At 59.4% G+C, this 24,167-nt stretch carries 27 protein-coding genes; 18 read left to right on the top strand and 9 right to left on the bottom strand.

The features are described from left to right. Window positions 1–64: 64 nt before the first annotated feature. From HU743_RS17210 to HU743_RS17190, 5 genes are all read right to left on the bottom strand, one after another. Window positions 65–637 carry a hypothetical protein gene (locus HU743_RS17210; RefSeq protein ID WP_186650032.1) on the bottom strand — a complete coding sequence of 191 codons (573 nt, stop codon included), beginning with the start codon at window positions 635–637 and terminating at the stop codon, window positions 65–67. Window positions 638–714: 77 nt separating this feature from the next. Then, complete coding sequence (locus HU743_RS17205) at window positions 715–945, bottom strand: hypothetical protein (protein WP_186631254.1); 231 nt, start codon at window positions 943–945, stop codon at window positions 715–717. Between the two features lie 113 nt (window positions 946–1,058). Then, window positions 1,059–1,649, bottom strand: a complete 591-nt coding sequence (locus tag HU743_RS17200) for an LON peptidase substrate-binding domain-containing protein (protein ID WP_186619508.1) — start codon at window positions 1,647–1,649, stop codon at window positions 1,059–1,061. Between the two features lie 12 nt (window positions 1,650–1,661). Then, window positions 1,662–2,378, bottom strand: a complete 717-nt coding sequence (locus HU743_RS17195) for an LrgB family protein (protein WP_016773013.1) — start codon at window positions 2,376–2,378, stop codon at window positions 1,662–1,664. Then, window positions 2,378–2,740: a CidA/LrgA family protein gene (locus HU743_RS17190; protein ID WP_186650029.1), complete on the bottom strand. Its 363-nt coding sequence runs from the start codon at window positions 2,738–2,740 to the stop codon at window positions 2,378–2,380. The genes HU743_RS17195 and HU743_RS17190 overlap by 1 nt, the downstream gene beginning before the upstream one ends. A gap of 192 nt (window positions 2,741–2,932) precedes the next feature. Between HU743_RS17190 and HU743_RS17185 the strand changes: the two genes are divergently transcribed. The 3 genes from HU743_RS17185 to HU743_RS17175 all read left to right on the top strand — a co-directional run bounded on the left by HU743_RS17185 (window position 2,933) and on the right by HU743_RS17175 (window position 5,887). Next, on the top strand, window positions 2,933–3,388 hold the full coding sequence (locus HU743_RS17185) for a MaoC family dehydratase (RefSeq protein ID WP_186650026.1): 456 nt from the start codon (window positions 2,933–2,935) through the stop codon (window positions 3,386–3,388). Between the two features lie 102 nt (window positions 3,389–3,490). Next, window positions 3,491–5,218 (top strand): C13 family peptidase, encoded by a 1,728-nt coding sequence (locus tag HU743_RS17180; RefSeq protein ID WP_186650023.1) that lies wholly within the window; start codon window positions 3,491–3,493, stop codon window positions 5,216–5,218. Between the two features lie 27 nt (window positions 5,219–5,245). After that, complete coding sequence (locus tag HU743_RS17175; RefSeq protein WP_186546778.1) at window positions 5,246–5,887, top strand: oxidoreductase; 642 nt, start codon at window positions 5,246–5,248, stop codon at window positions 5,885–5,887. Window positions 5,888–6,050: 163 nt separating this feature from the next. Here the strand turns inward: HU743_RS17175 and HU743_RS17170 are convergent, their stop codons facing one another. The 4 genes from HU743_RS17170 to HU743_RS17155 all read right to left on the bottom strand — a co-directional run bounded on the left by HU743_RS17170 (window position 6,051) and on the right by HU743_RS17155 (window position 10,457). Further along, window positions 6,051–6,335 (bottom strand): YceK/YidQ family lipoprotein, encoded by a 285-nt coding sequence (locus HU743_RS17170; RefSeq protein WP_186650020.1) that lies wholly within the window; start codon window positions 6,333–6,335, stop codon window positions 6,051–6,053. After that, on the bottom strand, window positions 6,328–6,975 hold the full coding sequence (gene ubiX, locus HU743_RS17165) for a flavin prenyltransferase UbiX (protein ID WP_186631266.1): 648 nt from the start codon (window positions 6,973–6,975) through the stop codon (window positions 6,328–6,330). The genes HU743_RS17170 and ubiX overlap by 8 nt, the downstream gene beginning before the upstream one ends. After that, window positions 6,972–8,321 carry a UDP-N-acetylmuramate:L-alanyl-gamma-D-glutamyl-meso-diaminopimelate ligase gene (gene mpl / locus HU743_RS17160; protein WP_186546775.1) on the bottom strand — a complete coding sequence of 450 codons (1,350 nt, stop codon included), beginning with the start codon at window positions 8,319–8,321 and terminating at the stop codon, window positions 6,972–6,974. Before mpl ends, ubiX begins: the two co-directional genes overlap by 4 nt. 225 nt (window positions 8,322–8,546) lie before the next feature. Continuing rightward, window positions 8,547–10,457 (bottom strand): sigma-54-dependent Fis family transcriptional regulator, encoded by a 1,911-nt coding sequence (locus tag HU743_RS17155; RefSeq protein ID WP_186650018.1) that lies wholly within the window; start codon window positions 10,455–10,457, stop codon window positions 8,547–8,549. Window positions 10,458–10,907: 450 nt separating this feature from the next. On the opposite strand from HU743_RS17155, the gene HU743_RS17150 reads away from it, so the two are divergent. From HU743_RS17150 to HU743_RS17080, 15 genes are all read left to right on the top strand, one after another. Continuing rightward, entirely contained in the window at window positions 10,908–12,428 is a 1,521-nt protein-coding gene (locus tag HU743_RS17150) for an aldehyde dehydrogenase family protein (RefSeq protein WP_186546773.1), read from the top strand. A gap of 93 nt (window positions 12,429–12,521) precedes the next feature. Continuing rightward, the gene (gene eat, locus HU743_RS17145) at window positions 12,522–13,973 is read left to right on the top strand and encodes an ethanolamine permease (RefSeq protein ID WP_186546772.1); all 1,452 of its coding nucleotides are present in this window, start codon (window positions 12,522–12,524) and stop codon (window positions 13,971–13,973) included. A gap of 52 nt (window positions 13,974–14,025) precedes the next feature. After that, the gene (locus HU743_RS17140) at window positions 14,026–15,420 is read left to right on the top strand and encodes an ethanolamine ammonia-lyase subunit EutB (RefSeq protein ID WP_186650016.1); all 1,395 of its coding nucleotides are present in this window, start codon (window positions 14,026–14,028) and stop codon (window positions 15,418–15,420) included. 5 nt (window positions 15,421–15,425) lie between these two features. Beyond that, window positions 15,426–16,250 carry an ethanolamine ammonia-lyase subunit EutC gene (gene eutC, locus HU743_RS17135; RefSeq protein ID WP_186650013.1) on the top strand — a complete coding sequence of 275 codons (825 nt, stop codon included), beginning with the start codon at window positions 15,426–15,428 and terminating at the stop codon, window positions 16,248–16,250. Between the two features lie 116 nt (window positions 16,251–16,366). Further along, window positions 16,367–16,828 (top strand): GNAT family N-acetyltransferase, encoded by a 462-nt coding sequence (locus HU743_RS17130; RefSeq protein ID WP_003228592.1) that lies wholly within the window; start codon window positions 16,367–16,369, stop codon window positions 16,826–16,828. Between the two features lie 312 nt (window positions 16,829–17,140). Beyond that, complete coding sequence (locus HU743_RS17125; RefSeq protein ID WP_016773001.1) at window positions 17,141–17,791, top strand: DedA family protein; 651 nt, start codon at window positions 17,141–17,143, stop codon at window positions 17,789–17,791. Between the two features lie 4 nt (window positions 17,792–17,795). After that, window positions 17,796–18,608, top strand: coding sequence for a zinc-dependent peptidase (locus tag HU743_RS17120; protein ID WP_186650010.1), 813 nt, complete (start codon window positions 17,796–17,798; stop codon window positions 18,606–18,608). A 112-nt stretch (window positions 18,609–18,720) separates the two neighbouring features. Next, on the top strand, window positions 18,721–19,248 hold the full coding sequence (ppa, locus tag HU743_RS17115; RefSeq protein WP_003205933.1) for an inorganic diphosphatase: 528 nt from the start codon (window positions 18,721–18,723) through the stop codon (window positions 19,246–19,248). A 216-nt stretch (window positions 19,249–19,464) separates the two neighbouring features. Then, complete coding sequence (locus tag HU743_RS17110) at window positions 19,465–20,211, top strand: helix-turn-helix transcriptional regulator (protein WP_186650007.1); 747 nt, start codon at window positions 19,465–19,467, stop codon at window positions 20,209–20,211. Between the two features lie 442 nt (window positions 20,212–20,653). Next, a complete protein-coding gene (locus HU743_RS17105) occupies window positions 20,654–20,893 on the top strand; it encodes a type II toxin-antitoxin system RelB/DinJ family antitoxin (RefSeq protein WP_039761862.1) in 240 nt (79 codons plus the stop codon). After that, window positions 20,883–21,179 carry a type II toxin-antitoxin system RelE/ParE family toxin gene (locus tag HU743_RS17100; RefSeq protein ID WP_186650005.1) on the top strand — a complete coding sequence of 99 codons (297 nt, stop codon included), beginning with the start codon at window positions 20,883–20,885 and terminating at the stop codon, window positions 21,177–21,179. Before HU743_RS17105 ends, HU743_RS17100 begins: the two co-directional genes overlap by 11 nt. A gap of 33 nt (window positions 21,180–21,212) precedes the next feature. Beyond that, a complete protein-coding gene (locus tag HU743_RS17095) occupies window positions 21,213–21,647 on the top strand; it encodes a hypothetical protein (protein WP_186650002.1) in 435 nt (144 codons plus the stop codon). A 177-nt stretch (window positions 21,648–21,824) separates the two neighbouring features. Next, a complete protein-coding gene (locus HU743_RS17090; protein ID WP_186649999.1) occupies window positions 21,825–22,400 on the top strand; it encodes a DarT ssDNA thymidine ADP-ribosyltransferase family protein in 576 nt (191 codons plus the stop codon). Next, complete coding sequence (locus HU743_RS17085) at window positions 22,401–23,045, top strand: DUF4433 domain-containing protein (protein ID WP_186649996.1); 645 nt, start codon at window positions 22,401–22,403, stop codon at window positions 23,043–23,045. Continuing rightward, window positions 23,042–24,127 (top strand): macro domain-containing protein, encoded by a 1,086-nt coding sequence (locus tag HU743_RS17080; RefSeq protein WP_186649994.1) that lies wholly within the window; start codon window positions 23,042–23,044, stop codon window positions 24,125–24,127. The genes HU743_RS17085 and HU743_RS17080 overlap by 4 nt, the downstream gene beginning before the upstream one ends. The last annotated feature ends 40 nt before the right edge of the window (window positions 24,128–24,167 follow it).

Genomic DNA, 24,167 nt, shown 5'->3' with positions numbered 1-24,167 from the left:
GACCGCGCCGATGTGAGCAATGCTCACATCGGCGCGAGTCCGATTCAATCAACGACGCTTTTGATCAAGCCAGGGCAGGCAGTCGATCAATGACCTTGATCACAAACACGGCTGGATCACTGTTGAACGCATCGTGCCCCGTGACATTGGGATCGGCGGCTTTGAAACTGCTCACCCGGTCAACCACGTTTCGATACAACGGCTTTTTAGTCGACTCACTGCCCAGATCAATGTAAGTCGGCCCCGATTCGAAATCACCCAACGACGCCCGTCGCACGCCAACCTTGCTGATTGAAAAAAACTCACTGCGTTCGGTCGTGCTGACCAGTAAATCGTAGGTTTTGGGGTCTATGACCCATCGCGCGCCATCATAGATACCGCGAAGTGAAACATGGATGGCGTAACTGTCTCCATGCGGCGTAAACGTCAACAAAAGGGGCTTATCGTCTTCGTGATCGGCGAGCGTGATAAAGCAGCTCTCGCGCTTGTCCGCCAATGCTACCTCCGTACTCAACTGGACCTGTCGGGTCATCCGCGGCTCACGCAACTTTTGCTTCAAGCGTTGTTGGTTCAACACCACTGGCAGACCATTAAAGTAAAGATTGGCCGTAAAAGAACCGTTGTTGTTCTTGTTCATGAAACACACCACCTGAATAAACGGGCGCTGCCAGACACACACTAAAAAATGGCAGGCTGTCTTGGAAAATATCGAGATCAAGCGACTATGGCGGTCGCCAGTGATGCGGCCGTCGCTGAAACACGCGGCAGATCATCAACGGGGATTTTTGCAGCTCTGCGTAGACGCCGTTCGAGCACCATCGCATCGGCGTACTTGCCGGCGCCTTCAACGACATGTTTGACGTTATGATCGCTACCGGCATGTTTGAAAATATACTTGCCGGCGATATCGTCCCAGAACCCCCACTCATCTTCATAAACAGTCATGATTTCTTCCTTGTTATTAATTGGGTCGCCGATTCCTGTCGGCAACTTGAAATTAAGACAAAGGCAAAATCAAAACAATACTGGCAGGCACGGCCAGCTAATTCAAAGTGCAACTAAGCAAACAATTCACCTTGCAACTCATCGAGCAATGCCTGAATCGCATCCAGACGTTGCTGCGGATTATCCAGTTGCAACAGGTCGATCTTGTCTTCTTCGGCAAACGGCAGCAGGTAGGCCAACTGGTTGGCCAGCGACTGCTGCCCCGACGCCTCGGTGCCCATGTCCAGCGCTTCGACCATGGGATGTTCGGCCAGCGCCTTGAGCAGGGCCACCAGATCGGCGTCTTCGTCTTGCAACGGTTGTTCGGGTTCATCATCGAACCACTCGATGTCGGCCTGAATCAATTGGTCGCGCTGCACTTCGCTGCGCAATACCTTGAAGCGCCGCCCGCCCTGCACACGGATACCGAGCAAGCCGTTGTCCTGCTGCTGGAAATCGATGATCCGCGCTTCGCAACCCACCATGGCAAAACCTTCCGGCGCCACACCGACTTCGCTGCCTTCAAGAATGCACACCACACCGAAGCCAACGCCCTGCTTCATGCAGCGGCCAATCATGTCGAGGTAGCGCGCCTCGAAAATCTGCAAGTCAAGGTTGCAGCCGGGAAACAGCACTGTGTTCAGCGGGAAAAGCGGCAGACTCATAGACATTTTTCCTTACACCACCATCGACACCGCCAACGGCAGGAACACCGCCGTGGCCACGCCCATCAGACTCATCGCCAGCGCGGCAAAGGCGCCGCACTCATCGTTTTCCTGCATCGCCACCGCCGTGCCGACGGCGTGGGCGGTCATGCCCAATGCCATGCCGCGCGCCTCGGGGCTGTGCACGCCGAGGCGCGTCAGCAGCGCCGGGCCGAAGATCGCGCCAATAACCCCGGTGATCAGCACGAACACTGCTGCCAGCGCCGCGACGCCGCCGATCTGCTCGGCCACCAGCATGGCAATCGGCGAAGTCACCGATTTTGGCGCCATGGTCATCAAGATCATGTGATCGGCACCGAACCACCAGCCCAGCGCCACGCCCATGCCTGTCGCCACCACCCCGCCTATCACCAGCGTAGTAAAAATCGGCCAGAACAATTGGCGGATGCGTCGCAGATTCAAATACAGCGGCACTGCCAGCGCCACCGTGGCCGGCCCCAGCAAAATGCTGAGGATTTCGGTGCTCTTGCGGTACTCGGCGTAGGTCAGGCCGCAGCCGACCAGCACACCGATCACCAACAACATGGAGACCAGCACCGGTTGCAGAAAGATCCAGCGGGTTTTCTCGAATGCCGCCAGCACAAGCTGATAGGCACCCAGCGTAATACCGATGCCGAACAACGGATGGTGAATGACCGAAGCCCAGGCACCTTGCCAGTCAAAGAGCATCAGGACTCCTCCGCCGGCGGCGCGTGACGTTTGATCAGACGCTGCATCAGCACGCCGGCAAAGGCCATCGACAGAATCAGCGAGACCACCAGTGCGCCGACAATCGCCCAAAAGTCTGCAGCAATTGCGCCGGCATACACCATGACCCCCACCGCTGGCGGTACCAGCAGCAACGGCAGATAACGCAGCAGGCTACCCGCCGCCTGATTCAGCGGCTCGCCGACTTCACCGCGAATGATCAAGAACGCAAGCAACAACAGCAGACCGATGATCGGCCCCGGCAGTATCGGCAGCAGCAAGTGATTAAGCGCCGTGCCGAGCAACTGAAACAGCACCAGCATGGTCAGGCCACGTAACAACATCTGACATCTCCGTCTGACTTTCCAACCCGCAAACCGCCCGCATTATAAGCATGCCTGCGCTATGGACCGGCATTCGCCAAAAGCATGGTCGGTTGACCTGAGCAAATCGCCATGATGATCTACAGTGGTTCGCAGGCCGGTCAAATCCGCCCCTGAAAAACTATAAAACCGATGAACCCAAGGAGAGTCTCAATGCCCTATGTTCCCGTTGCAGAGCTCAAAGATTATGTCGGCAAGGAACTCGGACGTTCCGAATGGCTCACCATCGATCAGGAACGCATCAACCTGTTCGCCGAAGCCACCGGTGATTATCAGTTCATTCATGTCGACCCGATCAAAGCCGCGCAAACCCCGTTTGGCAGCACCATTGCCCATGGTCTCCTGTCGCTGTCGCTGATGCCCAAATTGATGGAGGACATCCTCGTTCTGCCGGAAGGCGTGAAAATGGTCGTCAACTATGGCCTGGACAGCGTGCGTTTCATCCAGCCGGTCAAGGTCGATTCGAAAGTCCGATTGAAGGTCGACATGGTCGAAGTGACCGAGAAAAAACCCGGCCAGTGGTTGCTCAAGGCTACCGCAACACTGGAAATAGAGGGCTCGGACAAACCGGCCTATATCGCCGAGCCGTTGTCGCTCTGTTTCGTCTGATCGTTCCGTATGCGAAGCAGCACACGCTGTTTCGCGTCACGTCTCTATATATGCGACGCATAGCTGCGGCATACTCGGTCGCCTAATTGCCCGGATCCCGCTATGCGCTCACTCGCTCGTCTTGCACCCCTTGCCCTGACCCTGATGCTCACCGCTTGCGGCGACGGCGAATCGCTGTTGCCGCCGGATGCGCGCCTGCCGGATGGCGGACGCTATCGCGGTGAGCTGGTTAATGGCTTGCTGCAAGGCCAGGGCCGCGTCGACTACCCCAATGGCAGTTGGTACGCCGGGCAGTTCGATCAGGGTCAATGGCACGGGCAAGGCGAATGGCACGGCAGCAATGGCGAAGTCTATCGCGGCCAGTTTCAGCAAGGTCTGTTCGACGGCCAGGGCAGCCTGACCACCAACGCCAGCAGTTACACCGGCGGCTTCAAGCAGGGGCGGCGCGACGGCGAAGGCACGTTGAAAGAAAACGGCATGACCTATCGCGGCGAGTTCAAGGCGGATCAGTATTCCGGACTCGGTCGTCTGGAAATGGACGACGGCAGCTCCTATCAAGGCCAGTTCGCCCATGGCAAACCCAACGGCGAAGGCCAGCGCGGCGATGCCAGCGGCAATTCGTTCAGCGGCCATTTCGTCAACGGTCAGCTGGAAGGCAACGGCACCTATAACAGCGCCGACGGCGACATCTATGTCGGCGGTTTCAAGAACAATCAATTGCACGGCAAGGGCCGCTACGAAAACGCCGATGGCGATGTCTGGCTTGGCCAGTTCAAGGAAGGCGCATTGACCGGCAAGGGCGAACTGATCGGCGCCGACGGCAGCCATTACATCGGCAGCTTCGTTGACTGGCGCTTCAGCGGCCAGGGTCGCCTGAACCTGTCCGACGGCAGTTTCTACATCGGCGGCTTTGACAACGACAGCTATTCCGGGCGCGGCACCCTGGTGCTGACCGATGGCAGCGTGCTCAGCGGCAGTTGGATCAACGGCCAGCGGGTGCGCGATGCCGACGGCAAGTTACTGCCCGATACCCTTGAGCTCGGCCTGCTCGCCCAAGGGCGCCTGCTCGATGACGCCCTGGCGGCGATTCCCGCGTCGACTCCAACGGTCGAGTTGTACACCCTGACTCTGGGCGGCGATGGCAAGCAAAGCGTGTTCCTGCGCGAATCCGATTACGTCGCCAACATGCTCAACACGCGTTTCGGCGCTTTCGGCCAGATTCGTCTGGTCAACCACCGCGACCATCTCGGCGACCGCCCCATGGCCACCCGCGAAAACCTGCGCCGCGCTGCGCTGGCCCTCGCCGAACGCAGCGGTCCGGAAGACTTGTTGTTCATTTACCTGACCAGCCACGGCACCGCCGAACATGAACTGGTACTGGACCAGCCGCGAATGGAGCTGGCCGACCTGCCCGCCGACGAACTCGCCGCCGTGCTCGCACCGCTGAAAAACCGCGACAAGGTCATCGTCATTTCATCGTGCTATTCCGGCGGTTTCATCCCGGCGCTGAAAGACCAGCGCACCCTGATCATGACCGCCTCGCGCGCCGATCGGGTGTCCTTCGGCTGTTCGGAAGAGGCCAACTTCACTTATTTCGGCGACGCACTGTTTGCCCAGGCGCTGAACCAGACCGATGATCTGGAGCAAGCCTTCAAACTGGCCAAGGCCACGGTCGCCGAGCGTGAACTGGCGGACGGCTTCGAAGCGTCGGAGCCGCAAATCTGGGCGCCGAAGACCGTGCTGTCGCATTGGCAGTTGCTGCGCAAACAGCAAGCGCGGAAAGCATTGCAAAGTGCGGCGTTGAACGACGCGCCGACAAAAGGCAACTAAGCTGAACAGTATCAAGGGAGAGACCTTATGTACTTGACGCCTCAGCACGTATTGCTTGCCGGAGCCACCGGGTTGACCGGTGAACATCTACTCGACCGCCTGCTCAACGAGCCCACGATCACCCGCGTCCTCGCCCCTTCCCGTCGACCACTGGCCGAGCATCCGCACCTGGAAAACCCGGTCGGCGATCCGCAGGCTTTTCTGCCGCAGCTCGCCGGACGCGTCGATATTGCGTACTGCTGCCTCGGCACCACGATCAAGCAGGCCGGTTCCGAAGCCGCCTTTCGCGCGGTGGATCTGGACATGGTCGTGGCATTCGCCAAGCGCGCGAGGGAGATGGGCGCGCGGCATCTGATCGTGATCAGTGCGATTGGCGCCGATCCGAAATCCTCGGTGTTTTACAACCGGGTAAAAGGTGAAATGGAGCAGGCCCTGCGTGCGCAGGACTGGCCGCAACTGACCATTTGCCGGCCTTCGCTATTATTGGGCGAGCGTACGGAACCGCGTCTGGCCGAGCAATTGGCCGGGCCGTTGTCGAAACTGATTCCGGGCAAGTACCGCGGTATCGAAGCGTGCCAGTTGGCGCGGGCGATGTGGCGGTTGGCGCTGGAGGAGCAGGATGGGGTGCGGGTGATCGAGTCGGATGAGCTGAGGAAGCTCGGCAAATAACCACCCGACTCTGTGGCGAGGGAGCTTGCTCCCGCTGGACTGCGAAGCAGTCCCGAAGCCATTCAACCCGTTTTTTTTCAGGAGAACCGCGTACGCAGCAGTTTGCGACTGCTGCGCAGCCGAGCGGGAGCAAGCTCCCTCGCCACAGGTATTATGTGGCTCCCTATAATCCGCCGGTCGCCTGGAAACCTACGCCAATCACCGTGAGCAACGACAACGGCAACAACAGCGTATCGAGCAACGCACTGGCCGGCAGGTCCGCGCCCGGATAGCTCGGCGCCTCAGCACCAAACCGGTCCATCGCGCAGCAGCCGCCATTCAACGCGTACAAATCCAGCCGCGTCCCCGAGTACACCACCGGTGCGCCCGGTTTCGCCGCGTCCAGCGTGCGCGCCGTGGCACAGCCGGTCAGCATCACCGCCAGGCCCATCACCAACAGCTTATTCATCACTGCTCAGATGATGCTCGCCCCAGCGCGGCAGCATGTCCTGCGGGATGCCGAGCACATTGAGAATCCGCGCGACGACGAAATCGATCAAGTCGTCGATGGTCTGCGGCTGGTGATAGAAGCCTGGCGAGGCCGGCAGAATCGTCACACCCATGTTCGACAGCTTGAGCATGTGCTCCAGATGAATGCTCGAATACGGCGCCTCGCGCGGCACCAGAATCAACTGGCGGCGCTCTTTCAACGTGACGTCCGCCGCGCGCTCGATCAGGTTGTTGCAGGCCCCCGTGGCAATCGCCGACAACGTGCCGGTCGAACACGGCACCACTACCATCGCCGCTGGCGCACCAGAACCGGAAGCGACTGGCGACATCCAGTCTTCCTTGCCGTACACACGAATCTGCCCGGCGGCGGCGCCGGTGTATTCGGTCAGAAAGGCCTGCATCATTTGCGGCTTGGCCGGCAAGGAAACATCGGTCTCCGTGGCCATCACCAGTTGCGCGGCCTTGGAGATCAGAAAGTGCACCTCGCGATCTTCACGCACCAGGCAATCAAGCAGGCGCAAGCCGTACTGGGCGCCGGACGCGCCGGTCATCGCCAGCGTGATGCGCTCCGGGCCGCCGTGCTGCGAGAACGTGTTCATTGCAGCGCCTCGGCGAGCTTGCCGTGCAGGCCGCCGAAGCCGCCGTTGCTCATGATCACCACGTGGGTGCCGGGTTGTGCCTGGCTCTTCACGCGCTCGATGATGCCCTCCAGCGAATCGCTGACAATCGACGGCACGGTGCACAACGCCGCGGTCGCCGCCAGATCCCAGCCGAGGTTGGCCGGGGCGTACCAGATCACCTGATCGGCGTCGGCCACGCTGTCCGGCAAGCCGTCACGGTGCGCGCCGAGCTTCATCGAGTTGGAGCGCGGTTCGATGATCGCGATCAGCGGCGCATCGCCAATACGTTTGCGCAGGCCGTCGAGGGTAGTGGCGATGGCGGTCGGGTGGTGAGCGAAGTCGTCGTAGATAGTGATGCCGCGCACTTCGGCGACTTTCTCCATGCGCCGCTTGACGTTCTTGAACGCGCTCAATCCGGCGATGCCCATCGACGGCACCACGCCGACATGCCGCGCAGCCGCCAGAGCGGCCAAGGCGTTGGCGACGTTGTGCTGACCGGTCAACTCCCACTCGACGGTGCCTTGCGACACACCTTCGAACAGCACTTCGAACGCCGAGCCGTCTTCACTCAGCAATTTGACCTGCCATTGACCGCCGGCACCGGTGGTCTGCACCGGGGTCCAGCAGCCCATTTCGATCACGCGCTGCAAGGCCGGTTCAGTGGTCGGATGAATGACCAGTCCTTCGCTCGGAATAGTGCGCACCAGATGATGGAATTGCCGCTCGATCGCCGGCAAATCCGGGAAGATGTCGGCGTGATCGAATTCAAGATTATTGAGGATTGCCGTGCGTGGGCGGTAGTGAACGAACTTCGAACGCTTGTCGAAGAATGCGCTGTCGTATTCATCGGCCTCGATCACGAAGAACGGCGTACCGCCCAGCCGCGCCGACACCGAGAAATTCTGCGGTACACCACCGATCAGGAAACCCGGACTCATACCGGCGTGTTCCAGTACCCAGGCGAGCATGCTGCTGGTGGTGGTCTTGCCGTGGGTTCCGGCGACTGCCAGCACCCAACGACCTTGCAGCACATGATCGGCCAGCCACTGCGGCCCGGACACATACGGCAGGCCTTTGTTCAGGACATATTCCACCGCCGGGTTGCCACGGGACATGGCGTTACCGATGACCACCAGATCCGGTGCCGGATCGAGTTGCGCCGGGTCGTAGCCCTGCGTCAGCTGAATGCCTTGGGCCTCGAGTTGCGTGCTCATTGGCGGATAGACGTTGGCGTCGGAACCGGTGACGTGATGGCCCAGCTCTTTGGCCAGCACCGCCATCGAGCCCATGAAAGTCCCGCAGATACCCAGAATATGAATGTGCATAGTCGACCTCGTAAACATGGCCGCAGGTTAGCGTAGGGAGGGGGAAATGGCACTCTTTAGCTTTGTCGGCCTGCCCCCTGTGGCGAGGGAGCTTGCTCCCGCTCGACTGCGCAGCAGTCGTAAATTGAGCACATGCGGTTCATCTTTCTGAACCGCATGCACTGGTCTTGGGGCCGCTTCGCAGCCCAGCGGGAGCAAGCTCCCTCGCCACAGGATTGGTGGAAATCAGGCAGAGCGGGCGATGCCGTGTTTGCGCAGCTTTCTATACAGCGTATTTCGGCTCACGCCCAGTTGCTCAGCCGTGTGCGTCATGTGCCAGCGTGCCTGTTCCAGTGCATTGAGCAGCGCCAGCCTTTCGGCATCGTCCAGCGGCTGTGCGCAAGACTCCTGCGCCAAAACCGCCGGCCGCGTCTGTCGAATCATCACCGGCAAATCCTCAACCCCGACTCGCCCACCATCACACAACGCTGCCAGCGTGCGCAGCACATTGCGCAACTGCCGCACATTGCCCGGCCAATTGAACGCCAGCAACGCCTGACGCGCCGGCTCGTCGATCAGGATGGTTTCGCCGCCCGCCTCTTCAGCCAACAGAAAATCCAGCAACTGCGCCTTGTCACTGCGCTCGCGCAAGGCCGGCAACGCCACTTCCAGCCCGTTGAGCCGGTAATACAAATCCTCGCGGAAGCTGCCGTCCGCGACTCGCTCAAGCAGATTGCGGTGGGTAGCGCTGATGATCCGCACGTTGACCGCTTCCGGCTCGCCGCCAATCGGCACCACCTGCCGGTCCTCCAGCACGCGGAGCAAACGGGTCTGCAAGGCCAGCGGCATGTCACCGATTTCATCGAGGAACAAAGTGCCGCCGTCGGCCTGCTGCAACTTGCCGCGCATGCCATCCTTGCGTGCGCCGGTAAAGCTGCCGCCGCGATAACCAAAAAGTTCGCTCTCGATCAGGCTTTCCGGGATGGCTGCGCAATTGAGGGCGACGAATGCTTTTCCGGAGCGTTGGCTGGCCTGATGCACCGCCTTGGCGAACGCTTCCTTGCCCGAGCCGGTTTCACCGTTGATCAACAGCGGCACGTCGCGCTCGAACACGCGCAGGGATTTGCGGAAATCGGCCTGCAATGCCTCGTCGCCAAGGCAGATGCCGGACAGACGTGGCGCAGGCGTCGCGATCGGCGTGGGGAAAACCGGCGTCGGCTTGCGCGATTCGCCGCGCACCACGGCGAACAGATGGCGTCCGTCGCGGGTGCGCAGCGGCCAACTGGCGCTGGCAATAGCGCTCGCTCGGCCAAGCAGGTCATCCAGCGAACAATCGAAAAACGCCTCGACGGGTTTTCCCAGCAAACCACCGCGAACATGCCCGAGCAGGTTCAACGCGCTCTGATTCGCCGCACTGATCCGCCCTTCGCCGTCAAACGCCAGCAGCCCCTCGCTGAACAAGCCGACGGACTCCGCCTGTAGATGAAAACGCAACAACCACTGATTGTCGAAACAGCGCAGGAAGTAACAGCTTTCGATCATCTTTGCCGACAGATTGACCAGCGCCATGGTGTGGAACTGGCTCTGGCGCGAGACGTCCGGGCGGGCCGAGGAGACGTCGAGTACCGCCAGCAGTTCGCCATGCGGATCGAACACCGGGCTCGCCGAACAGGTCAGCCCGGTGTGACGGCCGCGAAAGTGCTCGTTTTGATGAATAGTCAGCGCCTGGCGCTCGACCAGGCACGTGCCGATGCCATTGGTGCCTTCGCAGGCCTCGCTCCAGTCGGCGCCGAGCCAGAGCCCGGCGCGCTCGAAAATCTTCCGTTCGGCCGGGGCGGTGACGCAGTTGAGGATCACCCCGCGAGCATCGGTCAGCAGGACCGCGTGGCCGGCACCGGAGAGTTGTTGATGCAGACTGCTCATTTCGGTGCCGGCGATTTGCAGGACTTGTTGCAAGCGCTCGCGACTTTCCAGCACGCGTCCGTGCTCGAGCACGGTCGGCGCCATGGTCACCGAAGGATCGAGGTGATAGTCCTCAAGACAGCGCAGCCACGAGCGGGCGATCGACGGATCGGCACCGGGGCCGTGCAGGTGCGGCTTGCCCTGGGTGACAGTGAGAACCTGACGGGCGTGGCGACTTAAATGGTTATCGTGCATTTCTTATTGTTCTCCCCCGAAAGCCATACCCCGGCATCCGGGGTCGGCACCACCTTGTGGCGAGGGAGCTTGCTCCCGCTCGAGTGCGCAGCGCTCGCCAAAGTTCATCATCGGTGACAGTTTGGGGCTGCTTCGCAGCCCAGCGGGACGGTGCGACGAGCTCCCTCGCCACAGGAAAGTCCGAAGCGATTTTGCGCCCAGCATCCTCCAGCAACCGGCGCATTGCAATGCTGGCAAGACCGCCCGGTCACGAGCTGTGCCGAAAGCGGTACAAATTGTCACGCCCGCTGTACCGAAACCGTCACAGCGCAAATCCGCTCGTCCGACAGAAACCCGCCAAGCCCTTGATTTGCCTGACCTGCACGGCAGTGGCCCGAGCCTTGCTCTACGCTTATAGCAAGCGCACTTGCGCGTTTCTCTAATAAGTACAAAGCCAAGGAGAACATCATCATGCGTTACGCCCACCCCGGTACTGAAGGCGCCAAAGTCTCGTTCAAGAGCAAGTACGGTAACTACATCGGCGGCGAGTTCGTCGCGCCGGTCAAAGGCCAGTACTTCACCAATACTTCGCCTGTGAATGGCCAGCCGATTGCCGAATTCCCCCGTTCCACTGCCGAAGACATCGACAAGGCCCTGGACGCCGCCCACGCTGCCGCCGATGCGTGGGGCGCAACCTCCGTGCAGGCGCGCTCGCTGATCCTGCTGAAAATCGCCGACCGCATCGAAGAAAACCTCGAGCTGCTGGCGATCACCGAAACCTGGGATAACGGCAAAGCCATCCGCGAAACCCTCAACGCGGACATCCCGCTGGCAGCCGACCATTTCCGTTACTTCGCCGGTTGCCTGCGCGCTCAGGAAGGCAGCGCTGCGGAAATCGACGGCAACACCGTGGCCTATCACATCCATGAACCACTGGGCGTGGTCGGCCAGATTATCCCGTGGAACTTCCCGCTGCTGATGGCCGCGTGGAAGCTCGCGCCGGCGCTGGCCGCCGGTAACTGCGTGGTGCTCAAGCCCGCCGAGCAAACCCCGCTGGGCATCTGCGTGCTGATGGAACTGATCGGCGACCTGCTGCCGCCGGGCGTACTCAATGTCGTGCAAGGTTTCGGCAAAGAAGCCGGCGAAGCACTGGCGACCAGCAAGCGCATCGCCAAGATCGCCTTCACCGGCTCGACCCCGGTCGGCTCGCACATCATGAAATGCGCGGCGGAAAACATCATTCCATCCACCGTGGAACTGGGCGGCAAGTCGCCGAACATCTTCTTCGAAGACATCATGCAGGCCGAGCCGAGCTTCATCGAAAAAGCCGCCGAAGGTCTGGTGCTGGCGTTCTTCAACCAGGGCGAAGTGTGCACCTGCCCTTCCCGCGCGCTGGTGCAGGAATCGATCTACGACGAATTCATGCAGGCGGTGATGAAGAAAGTCAGCCAGATCAAACGTGGCGACCCGCTGGACACCGAGACCATGGTCGGCGCGCAAGCGTCGGAGCAGCAATTCGACAAGATCCTCTCGTACCTGGAAATCGCCAAGGGCGAAGGCGCCGAGCTGCTGACTGGCGGTAAGGTGGAAAAACTCGAGGGCAGCCTGGCCACCGGTTACTACATCCAGCCAACCCTGCTCAAGGGCACCAACAAGATGCGCGTGTTCCAGGAAGAAATCTTCGGCCCGGTGGTGAGCATCACCACCTTCAAGGACGAAGCCGAAGCCCTGGCGATTGCCAACGACACCGAGTTCGGCCTCGGCGCCGGCCTGTGGACCCGCGACATCAACCGCGCCTACCGCATGGGCCGGGCGATCAAGGCCGGTCGCGTATGGACCAACTGCTACCACCTGTACCCGGCGCACGCCGCGTTCGGTGGTTACAAGAAATCCGGCGTCGGGCGTGAGACGCACAAGATGATGCTCGACCATTATCAGCAGACCAAGAATCTGCTGGTGAGCTACGACATCAATCCGTTGGGGTTCTTCTAATCCTGCGATGCTGATCGTTCCCACGCTCTGCGTGGGAACGATCAGGTTCCTGGCTGTAGCCGGGCCAATAAAACAATAAAAATGGTGAACCCTATGCCAAGCGAATCCCCGGCTGGCGCTCCGGCGACCGGCTCCTCCGTCGACTTCGAAAAAGTCGGCACGGACTACTTCCAACAACGCGAACTGAAAAAAGGCGCCGCCGGCTGGGTCCTGCTGGTGGGGCTGGGCGTCGCTTATGTGATCTCCGGCGATTACGCCGGCTGGAACTTCGGCCTCGCACAGGGTGGATGGGGCGGTATGTTCCTCGCCACGTTGTTGATGGCGACCATGTACCTGTGCATGTGTTTTTCTCTGGCCGAACTGTCGTCGATGATCCCCACCGCCGGCGGCGGCTACGGTTTTGCCCGCAGTGCGTTCGGGCCGTGGGGTGGTTTTCTCACCGGCACCGCAATCCTCATCGAATACGCCATTGCCCCCGCCGCCATTGCGGTGTTCATCGGCGCCTACTGCGAGTCGTTGTTCGGCATCGGCGGCTGGATGATCTATCTGGCGTTCTACATCATCTTCATCGCCATTCACATTTTCGGCGTCGGCGAAGCGCTCAAGTTGATGTTCATCATTACCGCCGTCGCTGCGCTGGCGCTGGGGGTGTTTCTGGTGGCGATGGTGCCGCACTTTGATGTCGCCAACCTGCTCGACATCCCGGTGACCGCTGCTGCCGGCGCCAGCCCGTTCCTGCCGTTCGGCTATGTTGGCGTTTGGGCAGCGATTCCGTATGCGATCTGGTTTTTCCTCGCCGTCGAAGGCGTGCCGCTGGCCGCTGAAGAAACCAAGAACCCCAAGCGCGATCTGCCGCGCGGCCTGATCGGCGCCATGCTGGTGCTGCTGATGTTCGCTCTGCTGATTCTCATCGTTGGCCCCGGCGGCGCCGGCGCCAATTCGTTGCTGACCTCCGGCAACCCGCTGGTCGAAGCACTGAGCAAAGCCTACGGCGGCTCGACCTGGATGGGCAGCTTCGTCAACCTGGTCGGCCTGGCCGGACTGATCGCCAGTTTCTTCTCGATCATCTACGCCTATTCACGGCAGATCTTCGCGCTGTCGCGCGCCGGCTACCTGCCACGCAAACTGTCCGAGACCAACAAAAGCAAAGCGCCGGTGCTGGCGCTGGTGATCCCGGGCATTATCGGTTTCGGTTTGTCGCTGACCGGTCAGGGCGACCTGCTGATTCTGGTGGCGGTGTTCGGCGCGACCATTTCCTACGTGCTGATGATGGCCGCGCACATCACCCTGCGCATCCGTCGCCCCAAAATGGACCGCCCGTATCGCACGCCGGGAGGTATCTTCACGTCGGGCGTGGCGCTGGTATTGGCGTGCATCGCCGTGGTGGCGGGCTTCCTCGTCGATCCACGGGTGGTGATCGGCGCGGCGATCATCTATGGAGTGTTAATTGCTTACTTTGCTTTCTACAGTCGGCATCACTTGGTAGCGGGCACGCCGGAAGAAGAATTCGCGGCGATTCAGAAAGCTGAACAAGCCTTGCACTGATTGTCGAAAACCACGGCGCAGACGCGTTCTGCGCCGTCACGGAGAACGCTGAATGGCCAGTTTTGCTCACACGGTCGGCGCGCAGACTTACCGCTTCGACAGCTTGAAAGACGTCATGGCCAAGGCCAGCCCGGCCCGCTCGGGGGATTTTCTGGCCGAGGTCGCCGCGCTCAATGACGGCGAACGGGTGGCCGCGCAAATGGCGCTGGCGGACATCCCGCTCACGCACTTCCTGCAGGAAGCGCTGATTCCTTACGAAGCCGATGAAGTCACCCGGCTGATCATCGACACCCACGACAAGCGGGCCTTCGCCGTGGTCAGCCATCTCACCGTTGGCGGCTTTCGCGACTGGCTGCTCAGCGACGCGGCGGATGAAACCAGTCTGCGCGCCCTCGCCCCCGGCCTGACCCCGGAAATGGTTGCCGCCGTGTCGAAAATCATGCGCGTGCAGGATCTGGTGCTGGTGGCGCAGAAGATCCGTGTGGTCACGAAATTTCGCGGCACCCTCGGTCTGCGCGGGCGCCTGTCGACCCGTCTGCAACCCAATCACCCGACCGACGAACCGTCCGGCATTGCCGCGAGCATTCTCGACGGTCTGCTCTACGGCAACGGCGATGCGATGATCGGCATCAACCCGGCCACCGACAGCATCGCCTCGATCTGCGCGATGCTGGAGATGCTCGACGCGATCATCCAGCGCTACGACATTCCAACCCAGGCCTGCGTGCTGACCCACGTCACCACCTCGATCGAGGCGATCAACCGTGGGGTGCCGCTGGATCTGGTGTTCCAGTCGATTGCCGGCACCGAAGCGGCCAACGCCAGTTTCGGCATCAACCTCAACGTCTTGCAGGAAGGCTACGACGCCGGCCTCAGCCTGAAGCGCGGCACCCTCGGGCAGAACCTGATGTATTTCGAAACCGGCCAGGGCAGTGCTTTGTCAGCCAACGCCCACCACGGCGTCGATCAACAGACCTGCGAGACAAGAGCCTACGCCGTGGCGCGCCATTTCAAGCCGTTCCTGGTGAACACTGTCGTAGGATTTATCGGCCCGGAATACCTCTATAACGGCAAGCAGATCATCCGTGCCGGCCTCGAAGATCACTTTTGCGGCAAGCTGCTCGGCGTGCCGATGGGCTGTGACATCTGCTACACCAACCACGCCGAAGCCGATCAGGACGACATGGACACCCTGCTGACGCTGCTCGGCGTCGCCGGGATCAACTTCATCATGGGCATCCCCGGCTCCGACGACATCATGCTCAATTACCAGACCACCTCGTTCCACGACGCCCTCTATGCGCGCCAGACCCTGGGCCTGAAACCGGCGCCGGAGTTCGAGCAATGGCTGGCGAACATGGGCATCTTCACCCAGGCGGACGGCAAGGTTCGCTTTGGCAATAACCTGCCGCCGGCCTTCCGTCAGGCCTTGGCGCACTTGGGATGAGTCATATGGAAAAACCACCGGTCGATCCGCAAAATCCCTGGCTGGAACTGCGCCGCCTGACCCCGGCACGCATTGCCCTGGGCCGCACCGGCACCAGCCTGCCGACACGCGCGCAACTGGACTTTCAGTTTGCCCACGCCCAGGCGCGGGACGCCGTGCATCTGGCCTTTGATCACGCCGAAATCAGCGCACAACTCACTGAGCGCGGGCGTGACAGTCTGCTGCTGCACAGCGCCGCACTGGATCGCAACAGTTACCTGCAACGGCCGGATCTGGGGCGCAAGCTGAGCGATGAATCGGCGCAGGTCTTGCGCGACTACGCCACGGCGCACCCGGGCGGCGTCGATCTGGTGATTGTCGTCGCCGACGGCCTCTCCGCGCTGGCGGTGCATCGCCACACGTTGCCGTTTCTGACGCGCCTGGAGGAGCAGATGGGCGCCGATGGCTGGTCCGTCGCGCCGGTGGTGTTGGTCGAACAGGGCCGTGTTGCCGTGGGCGATGAAATCGGCCAGTTGCTCGGCGCGAAAATGGTCGTGATGCTGATCGGCGAGCGCCCGGGCCTCAGTTCGCCTGACAGCCTCGGGCTGTATTTCACCTATGCACCGAAAGTCGGGCTGACCGATGCTTATCGCAACTGCATTTCCAACGTCAGGCTTGAGGGCTTGAGCTACGGCATGGCTGCGCATCGCTTGCTGTACCTGATGCGCGAAGCCTGCAGGCGGCAGTTGTCAGGGGTCAATCTGAAGGACGAAGCACAGGTCCAGACTCTGGAGGCCGACGAGGGCGTCGATATGCGGGGAAATTTCCTACTGGATCCACCTACAACCTGAACCGTTTCCGCATTGCCTTTCTGCGCTGGTTTCAGGCAGGATCGATGCACGGCCGCCAAGGGTTTCCCATCGCCGTCAGAGCAGTTGAAGACAGCCACTTGAAGACGAGACCTATCATGCGGATTATTCAAGCGACCCTCGAACATCTGGATTTGCTGACCCCGTTGTTCGTGAAGTATCGCGAGTTCTACGGTTCCCTGCCTTACCCGGACTCCTCCCGCGCCTTTCTGGAAAAACGCCTGCGCCGCAAGGAATCGGTGATCTACCTGGCCCTGGCGGATGATGACGACAAGAAGCTCATGGGCTTCTGTCAGCTTTATCCGAGCTTCTCCTCGCTGTCGCTCAAGCGCGTGTGGATCCTCAACGACATCTACGTCGCCGAAGACGCGCGCCGCCAACTGGTCGCCGACAACCTGATTCGCACCGCAAAGAAGATGGCCAAGGAAACCCAGGCCGTGCGCATGCGCGTCTCGACCAGCAGCAACAACGAAGTGGCGCAAAAAACCTACGAATCCATCGGCTTCAAGGAAGACACCGAGTTCAAGAACTACGTGCTGCCGATCAGCGACGAACTCTGAACCTCAGTGGGGTTGTTCTTTGGTGAGGGAGCTTGCTCCCGCTGGGCTGCAAAGCAGCCCCTGCTTTTGTAGTGAAGTGATGAATTCAGGAGTGCTACGCACTCCAGCGGGAGCAAGCTCCCTCGCCACAGCTGACCTGCCCGACAATTAATCACACCCGACATTCCCCGCTACAAAACCGACGCGCTTTTCATCACTCAGACCTTATAATCCCGACTTTTCCGGCTTGTAAGAAAAACTACACCCGGCTGTAGGCTTACACGAAGTCATCCGCACAGGCCTGCCGAGTCGGGCCGTCATACAGGTGCCCCCATGGATTTCAACCCGCTCGACCTTATCCTGCACCTCGATGTGTACCTCGATTTGCTGGTGAACAACTATGGGCCGTGGATCTACGCCATCCTGTTTCTGGTGATCTTCTGTGAAACGGGCCTGGTGGTAATGCCCTTCCTGCCGGGCGATTCGTTGCTGTTCATCGCGGGCGCTGTGGCAGCGGGCGGCGGCATGGACCCGGTGCTGCTCGGCGGCCTGCTGATGCTGGCAGCGATCATGGGCGACAGCACCAACTACGTAATCGGACGAACGGCCGGGGAAAAGCTGTTCAGCAATCCGAACTCGAAAATCTTCCGTCGTGACTACCTGCAAAAAACCCACGATTTCTACGACAAACACGGCGGCAAGACGGTGACCATGGCGCGCTTCCTGCCGATCATCCGCACCTTCGCGCCGTTCGTTGCCGGCGTGGCACGCATGCCCTATCCGCGCTTTTTCGGCTTCAGTGTGCTCGGCACCATCCTTTGGGTCGGCGGTCTGGTCACCTTGGGCTACTTCTTTGGTAACGTGCCGTTCATCAAGAAAAACCTGTCGCTGCTGGTGGTGGCCATCATCCTGCTGTCGCTGGTGCCAATGATCATCGGCGTGGTGCGCAGCCGTTTCGGCGGCACCAAAGTGCAATCGCATTAAGCCGATGTGGTCCCTGAGCGCCTGGCGTCGCCGGCGCCTCCTGGCGAAACACCCGATTGCCGACGACCTGTGGCAACGGGTACGCCACCACCTGAGCTTTCTCGACGGCATCAACGCCGACGAAGACCGCTGGCTGCGTGAAGCCTGCGTGTTGTTTCTCCACGACAAGCACCTGAGCGCCCTGCCCGGCGTCGAGCTGCATCAGGAACAACGCCTGCTGCTCGCCGCCCAGGCGCAACTGCCGTTGCTCAGGCTGGGCGACTTGAATTGGTATCAGGGCTTTCACGAGATCGTGCTGTATCCCGACGACTTCCTCAGCCCGCAACGCCATCGCGATGCCAGCGGCATCGAGCATGAATGGGACGGCGAACACAGCGGTGAAGCCTGGCAGCAAGGCCCGGTCATCCTGGCCTGGCCCGGCGTAATGGCCAGCGGTGGCTGGGACGGCTACAACCTGGTGATCCACGAACTCGCGCACAAACTCGACATGCTCAACGGCGATGCCAACGGCCTGCCGCCACTGCACGCCGACATGCGCGTCAGCGAGTGGGCCGAGGTGATGCAAGCGGCTTACGACGATCTCAACCGCCAACTCGACCACGATCCCGACGCCGAAACCGCCATCGATCCCTACGCCGCCGAGAATCCGGCCGAGTTCTTCGCCGTCACCAGCGAGTACTTTTTCAGCGCCCCGGATCTGCTCCACGACGCTTATCCGCAGGTGTATGCGCAACTGCAGCTTTTCTACCGTCAGGACCCGTTGGGCAGGTTGCGGCAACTTCAGGCCTCGGACCCGGTCTATCAGGCGCACGCCTGAGTTCTGCACGACTTTCGGCACATGGCGTACGCGGCAGAATATGCCTATAATCGCCGCCACTTTTTGGTCAATCCGACCAGGTTTTTTTGGTCAACTACGGGGGCAACGCCCAATGAGCTACAGCAAGATTCCGGCTGGCAAAGACCTGCCGAACGACATCTACGTCGCGATCGAGATCCCGGCCAACCACGCGCCGATCAAATACGAAATCGACAAAGACAGCGATTGCCTGTTCGTTGACCGTTTCATGGCCACCCCGATGTTCTACCCGGCCAACTACGGTTACATCCCGAACACCCTGGCTGACGATGGCGACCCCCTCGACGTGCTGGTCGTGACCCCTTACCCGGTCGCCCCAGGCTCGGTTATCCGTGCCCGTCCGGTCGGCATCCTGAACATGACCGACGACGGCGGCGGCGATGCCAAAGTCATCGCCGTGCCACACGACAAGCTGTCCCAGCTGTACGTCGACGTGAAGGAATACACCGACCTGCCGCCACTGCTGATCCAGCAGATCGAGCACTTCTTCGCGAACTACAAAGATCTCGAAAAAGGCAAATGGGTCAAGATCGAAGGCTGGGCCGGTGCAGACGCCGCCCGCGAAGCGATCACCAAGTCGGTTGCCGCCTACAAAGGCTAAGCCATTGCGCTTCGCGTGAGGCTTGACGAAAACCCCGGAATTCCGGGGTTTTTTGTGCCTGGAAAACTTCGTTAAACAGCGTGTTTAAAATTCAGCATACGGTTTTAATCTGTTTAATTTCCCACAAGCAAGTCTTACATCCAGTCGCAAAATACAGCCATTTTTTGAACGTCGAGTTTATTCAAACCGCTCTAGCCCGCCCGTAGACTCGTGTTTATGAGAAAGAACACTAGCGGTCCACGATTCAGGGCACTCCTGGAAGCAGCGAACATCAGCACCACGGATTTCGCAAAGTTCTGGGGCACGGAAGCCCAAAACGTTCATAACTGGTACACCCGGGGCGTCCCGGCGTATCGCATGGAAGAAGTCTCACGCCTGCTGTCGGTCAATAGTGACTGGCTGAAGACCGGAGAAGGCGTCAAGGACATCCCGCGCCTGCACCCTCCGGCGAGCAATGGCGACACGTTCGATGCCCAGGCCATTCGCGGGGTGTACACGGTCGTCAACCCCAGCGACGTCGACCTGTCGTTCTTCAAGGAAGCACCCATCGCCAACGGCGGCGGCAAAACCGAGGTCATCCTCGACCCGGATCAGTCCATCCGCCTGCCCCGCGCCCACCTCGACCAACTCGACATCAAGCACGCCAACGCCATCTGTGCCCACATGATCGGCAACAGCATGGCCGAACGCATCGAGGACGGCTCCATCGTCGCCATCGACCGCGGCCTGACCCAGGTCGTCGACGGCGAAATCTACGCCGTCGAACACGAAGGCATGCTGCGCATCAAATACCTGCACCGCATGCCCGGCAACGGCCTGCGCATGCGCAGCCACAACAGCGCCGAATACCCCGACGAGGTTTTCCGGCCGGCGCAGATCGAGGAGCAGCGGATCCATATTCTGGGCTGGGTATTCTGGTGGTCGACGCTTGGCAAGCGCAGGCCGGTGGTGCCGTTTTTGTGACGGGCCCGTCGATCTCGGCTCTTCGACGAACCCTGTGGGAGCGGGCTTGCCCGCGAAGAGGCCCTGACAAGCGGTACAAATCCAGAATTTGTAACGCCGAAGTCGCTCTAACCCGCACTTGAGGCTGGGAATCCAAAGCAAAACTCAGTATCCTGCGCCCCACATTTGCGCATCGACCCGCCCAGCGGCTCAGATGACGCCCGACGCGGCAGACCAACGTCTGACCAAGTCCCACAGCCGGACGCAGATCCGGATGTACGTTTTGAAGGCTGGCGCGGTTTACCAAAAATAAACCAAGCCAGTCCCCGAGAAGCCGGCCACAAGCCGGCTTTTTAATGTCTGCGAAAAGGCTACGCCTACCGTCCGGAACTTGAATTCTCACTTGTCGAGAAGGCGACCCTCTTGTTACCGTAACGACAACCGTCATTACAGGTATTCCATCATGGCTTCCATCAACATCCGCATCGATGATGATTTGAAACAGCGCTCCTTCGCCGAACTCGAAAAGCTCGGCGTCACGCCGTCGGAGCTTCTGCGCCAAACCCTCCAATATGTTGCAGAGCGGGGCAAGTTACCCTTCAAAGCCGCGTTGCTCAGTGAAGAAGATGAAGCGCTTATTGCCGTAGTCACCGAACGTCTCGCATCCCCTCAGCGGGTCAAGGTGAGTCTGGATGACTTATGAGCTTGAGTTTGATCGACGTGCATTAAAGGAGTGGAACAAGCTGGGCGATACGGTTCGCCAACAGTTCAAAAAGAAACTGGCTGAGGTCTTGGAAAATCCTCGAATCGAAGCCAATCGGCTTCGCGAGCTACCAGACTGCTACAAAGTGAAATTGAATAGCGCCGGTTATCGCTTGATCTATCAGGTACTCGATCAGGAAATCCTGGTGTTCGTGGTCGCTATTGGCAAACGCGAGCGAGAGGCGGCCTATGAACTTGCGCAAGATCGGTTGCCGTCCCGGTCCTGATTTCGAAACATACCGTACAAGGAAGTTTAAAACATGCGTCTCGCATCTCCCCACGCAACTTTTGAATCGAGCCTCCTCATCACTGCTTTAGGCTTGTGCCTATCAGGCTGCGTCGGTGCCATCGTGGCTTTGCCTGAGAAAACCACACTCAGAACTGACGAGTACAAAGCTCTAAGCGCTCGTTCGCTCACGCCAGCGATTACCCGAACCGCGCAATCAGCGCCTACCCGTGAATGGTGCGGCATCACTGTTTGGGCGCTGATCATCCCTGTGCCGTTGAAGTTGCCAGTGTGTTCGTCGTACTCCGAACAGTCCTTTGGCAATGACGAGTCTGGCAATGAAATCGTTTTGCTCTATTCAAAACAAACGGTGACGGCGCCGTTCCACGCCTGCGGCCCGTTAATGATGCTGGGGCCGATTGTTCATGGTTACCAGGGCAATGCGCTTTGCGGCGTTTTTCCCGATTAACCGGCGCGCGCGGACACCTGAAAACTGATTTCCCTTGGTGATTGTGGTTAAACGTAATGGCACATTAGAATCGCAACGAGCGTTCCACCAACCCCCACGGATCGAGGGTTACATCAGCGCGGGGCAAGGCCGGGACTGAATTCAGTTTAGGTTGATGCGCAGGTCAAGGAGACCACTATGTCGGACGCAAACATCAGGGAAAAATACTTCGTTTACCACCTCACCTCCGTTGAGAATCTGGATGGAATCTTCAAGGAAGGCCTAAAGCCTCGGGCCAGTCTGGAAAATTTCACCGACGTCGCAGACAGCGAAATCCTCAAAAAGCGCAAAGCGCTCAATCTTGATCACTATGTGCCATTCCACTGGTTTGCTGCGAATCCTTTTGATGGACGTGTACAGCTCAGTCGGCCTAAAGAGAAATTCGTCCTCATCTCCGTCTTTCGATCATTTGCGAAACAAAACGACTGGAAGATTATTCCGCGTCACCCACTCGCTGATGATGCGATTCAACTGCTCGATTACAACGCAGGTTTTGAAGCAATTAATTGGGAGCTGATGAGTACTCGGGATTATCAGAACCCGGAGTGCAAAAGCGTTTGCATGGCCGAATGCCTATCGCCGGGAGTGGTAAATCCCCAAAATTTTTCCAGGATTTATGCACCAACCGATGAAGTCGGCTCGCTTTGTGAGGCTAAAATGCGCATGGCAAAGCTTGCGACTCCCATCAGCGTGAATCCCGGAATGTTCTTATAAATGAACTACACCAGCCTGAATCCAGAGAAAGCTCTGATTTGGCGTATCGTCCATCGCGATAACCTGCCCTGGATTTTGGACAACGGTTTGCATTGCGCAACTTCGGAAGCACAGGCGCCTGAGTACGTAAATATCGGCAACGTCGACTTGATCGACAAGCGCCGTTCCCGTCAGGTGCCTATTGCACCCGAGGGCGTTCTGGCCGACTACGTGCCCTTCTATTTCACACCCTTCTCGGTGATGATGCAGAACATTCACTCTGGCTGGAGTGTTCAGCAACGCAGCAACGACGAGATCGTAATTCTGGTCTCGAGCCTGTATCGCGTTGAAGAGCTAGGCCTACCGTTTGTCTTCACAAACGCACATGCCTATCCGAGTTGGACAAACTATTACAGTGATCTGGCGAATCTCGACCAGATCGATTGGTCTATCCTTCAACGACGCGACTTCAAGCGCGACCCTGATGACCCTCGCAAAATGGAGCGTTATCAGGCTGAGGCGCTGATCCACCATCACTTACCGATTACGGGACTACTGGGCATCATGTGCCACACCGATGCAATGAAAGTACGCATAGAAGCAGACGTCGCAGCCAGAGGCCTGACGTTGCCTGTCCATGCGCGTCCCAAATGGTATTTCCAATGATCAGATTCACCCAAGGCAACCTGCTGGAAGCCAAAACCGAAGCCCTCGTCAACACGGTGAATACTGTGGGTGTGATGGGCAAGGGCATCGCATTGATGTTCAAAGAACGCTTTGCGCAGAACTACCGAGTGTATGCAGCGGCGTGTAAGGCCGGGGAAGTAGAAACCGGCAAAATGCATGTGACCGCCACCAACGAACTCGATGGCCCTCGCTGGATCGTGAATTTTCCCACCAAGCGCCACTGGCGGTCGCCGTCGCAAATGGCGTGGATCACCGAAGGTTTGCATGACCTGCGGCGGTTCCTGCTTGAAAACGATGTGAAATCCGTTGCGGTTCCACCGTTAGGTGCTGGTAACGGCGGTTTGAAGTGGCCTGAAGTCCGTGAACAGATTGTCGAAGTGTTGGGAGACCTGGACGCTGATGTTTTGGTATTCGAGCCGTCCAATCAGTACCTGAATGTCGCCAAACGCGCGGGCGTAGAAAAGCTCACGCCAGCCCGAGCGCTTATCGCCGAACTGGTTCGTCGCTACTGGGTTTTAGGCATGGAGTGCAGTCTGCTGGAGATTCAGAAGCTCGCCTGGTTTCTTGAGCGCGCTATCGAGCAGTTGCCAGATACCCAGAACCCTCTGAATCTGAAGTTCGTCGCACATAAATATGGCCCGTACGCCAACCGGCTGGAACACCTGCTTGATAACCTCGATGGCAGCTATCTGCACTGTGACAAGCGCATCAGCGACGCAGGCATTAATGATGTGATCTGGTTTGATCAAGATCGCAAAGCGTTTTTACAAACGTATCTCAAGACTGAGGCCAAGGCATATTCGCAAGCGTTGGAACGTACGGCTCAACTGATTGACGGTTTTGAATCGCCATTCGGTATGGAGTTATTGGCCACGGTCGATTGGTTGTTGAGCCAGGAAGGGGTATCTGCGACTGTTCCAGCGCTACGCGAAGCATTGAAGCATTGGGACGGTGGCGCCGGTGCTGCGGCTCGCAAGAGCAAACTGTTCGATGATCAGGCCCTTGATATTGCGCTCAAGCGCCTGACATCCAGTACTTTCCGGCCTGGATTAGCGGTCTGAAAGACGCTCGATAAAATTGGGCAGCAACCTGCTGCCCAAT

The organism is Pseudomonas sp. SWRI99 (genome assembly GCF_014270125.1).
In the GTDB taxonomy this organism is placed as follows: domain Bacteria; phylum Pseudomonadota; class Gammaproteobacteria; order Pseudomonadales; family Pseudomonadaceae; genus Aquipseudomonas; species Aquipseudomonas hamedanensis.
The sequence above is the reverse complement of the archived record's forward strand: the minus strand, read 5'-3'. Positions and strand labels throughout refer to the sequence as shown.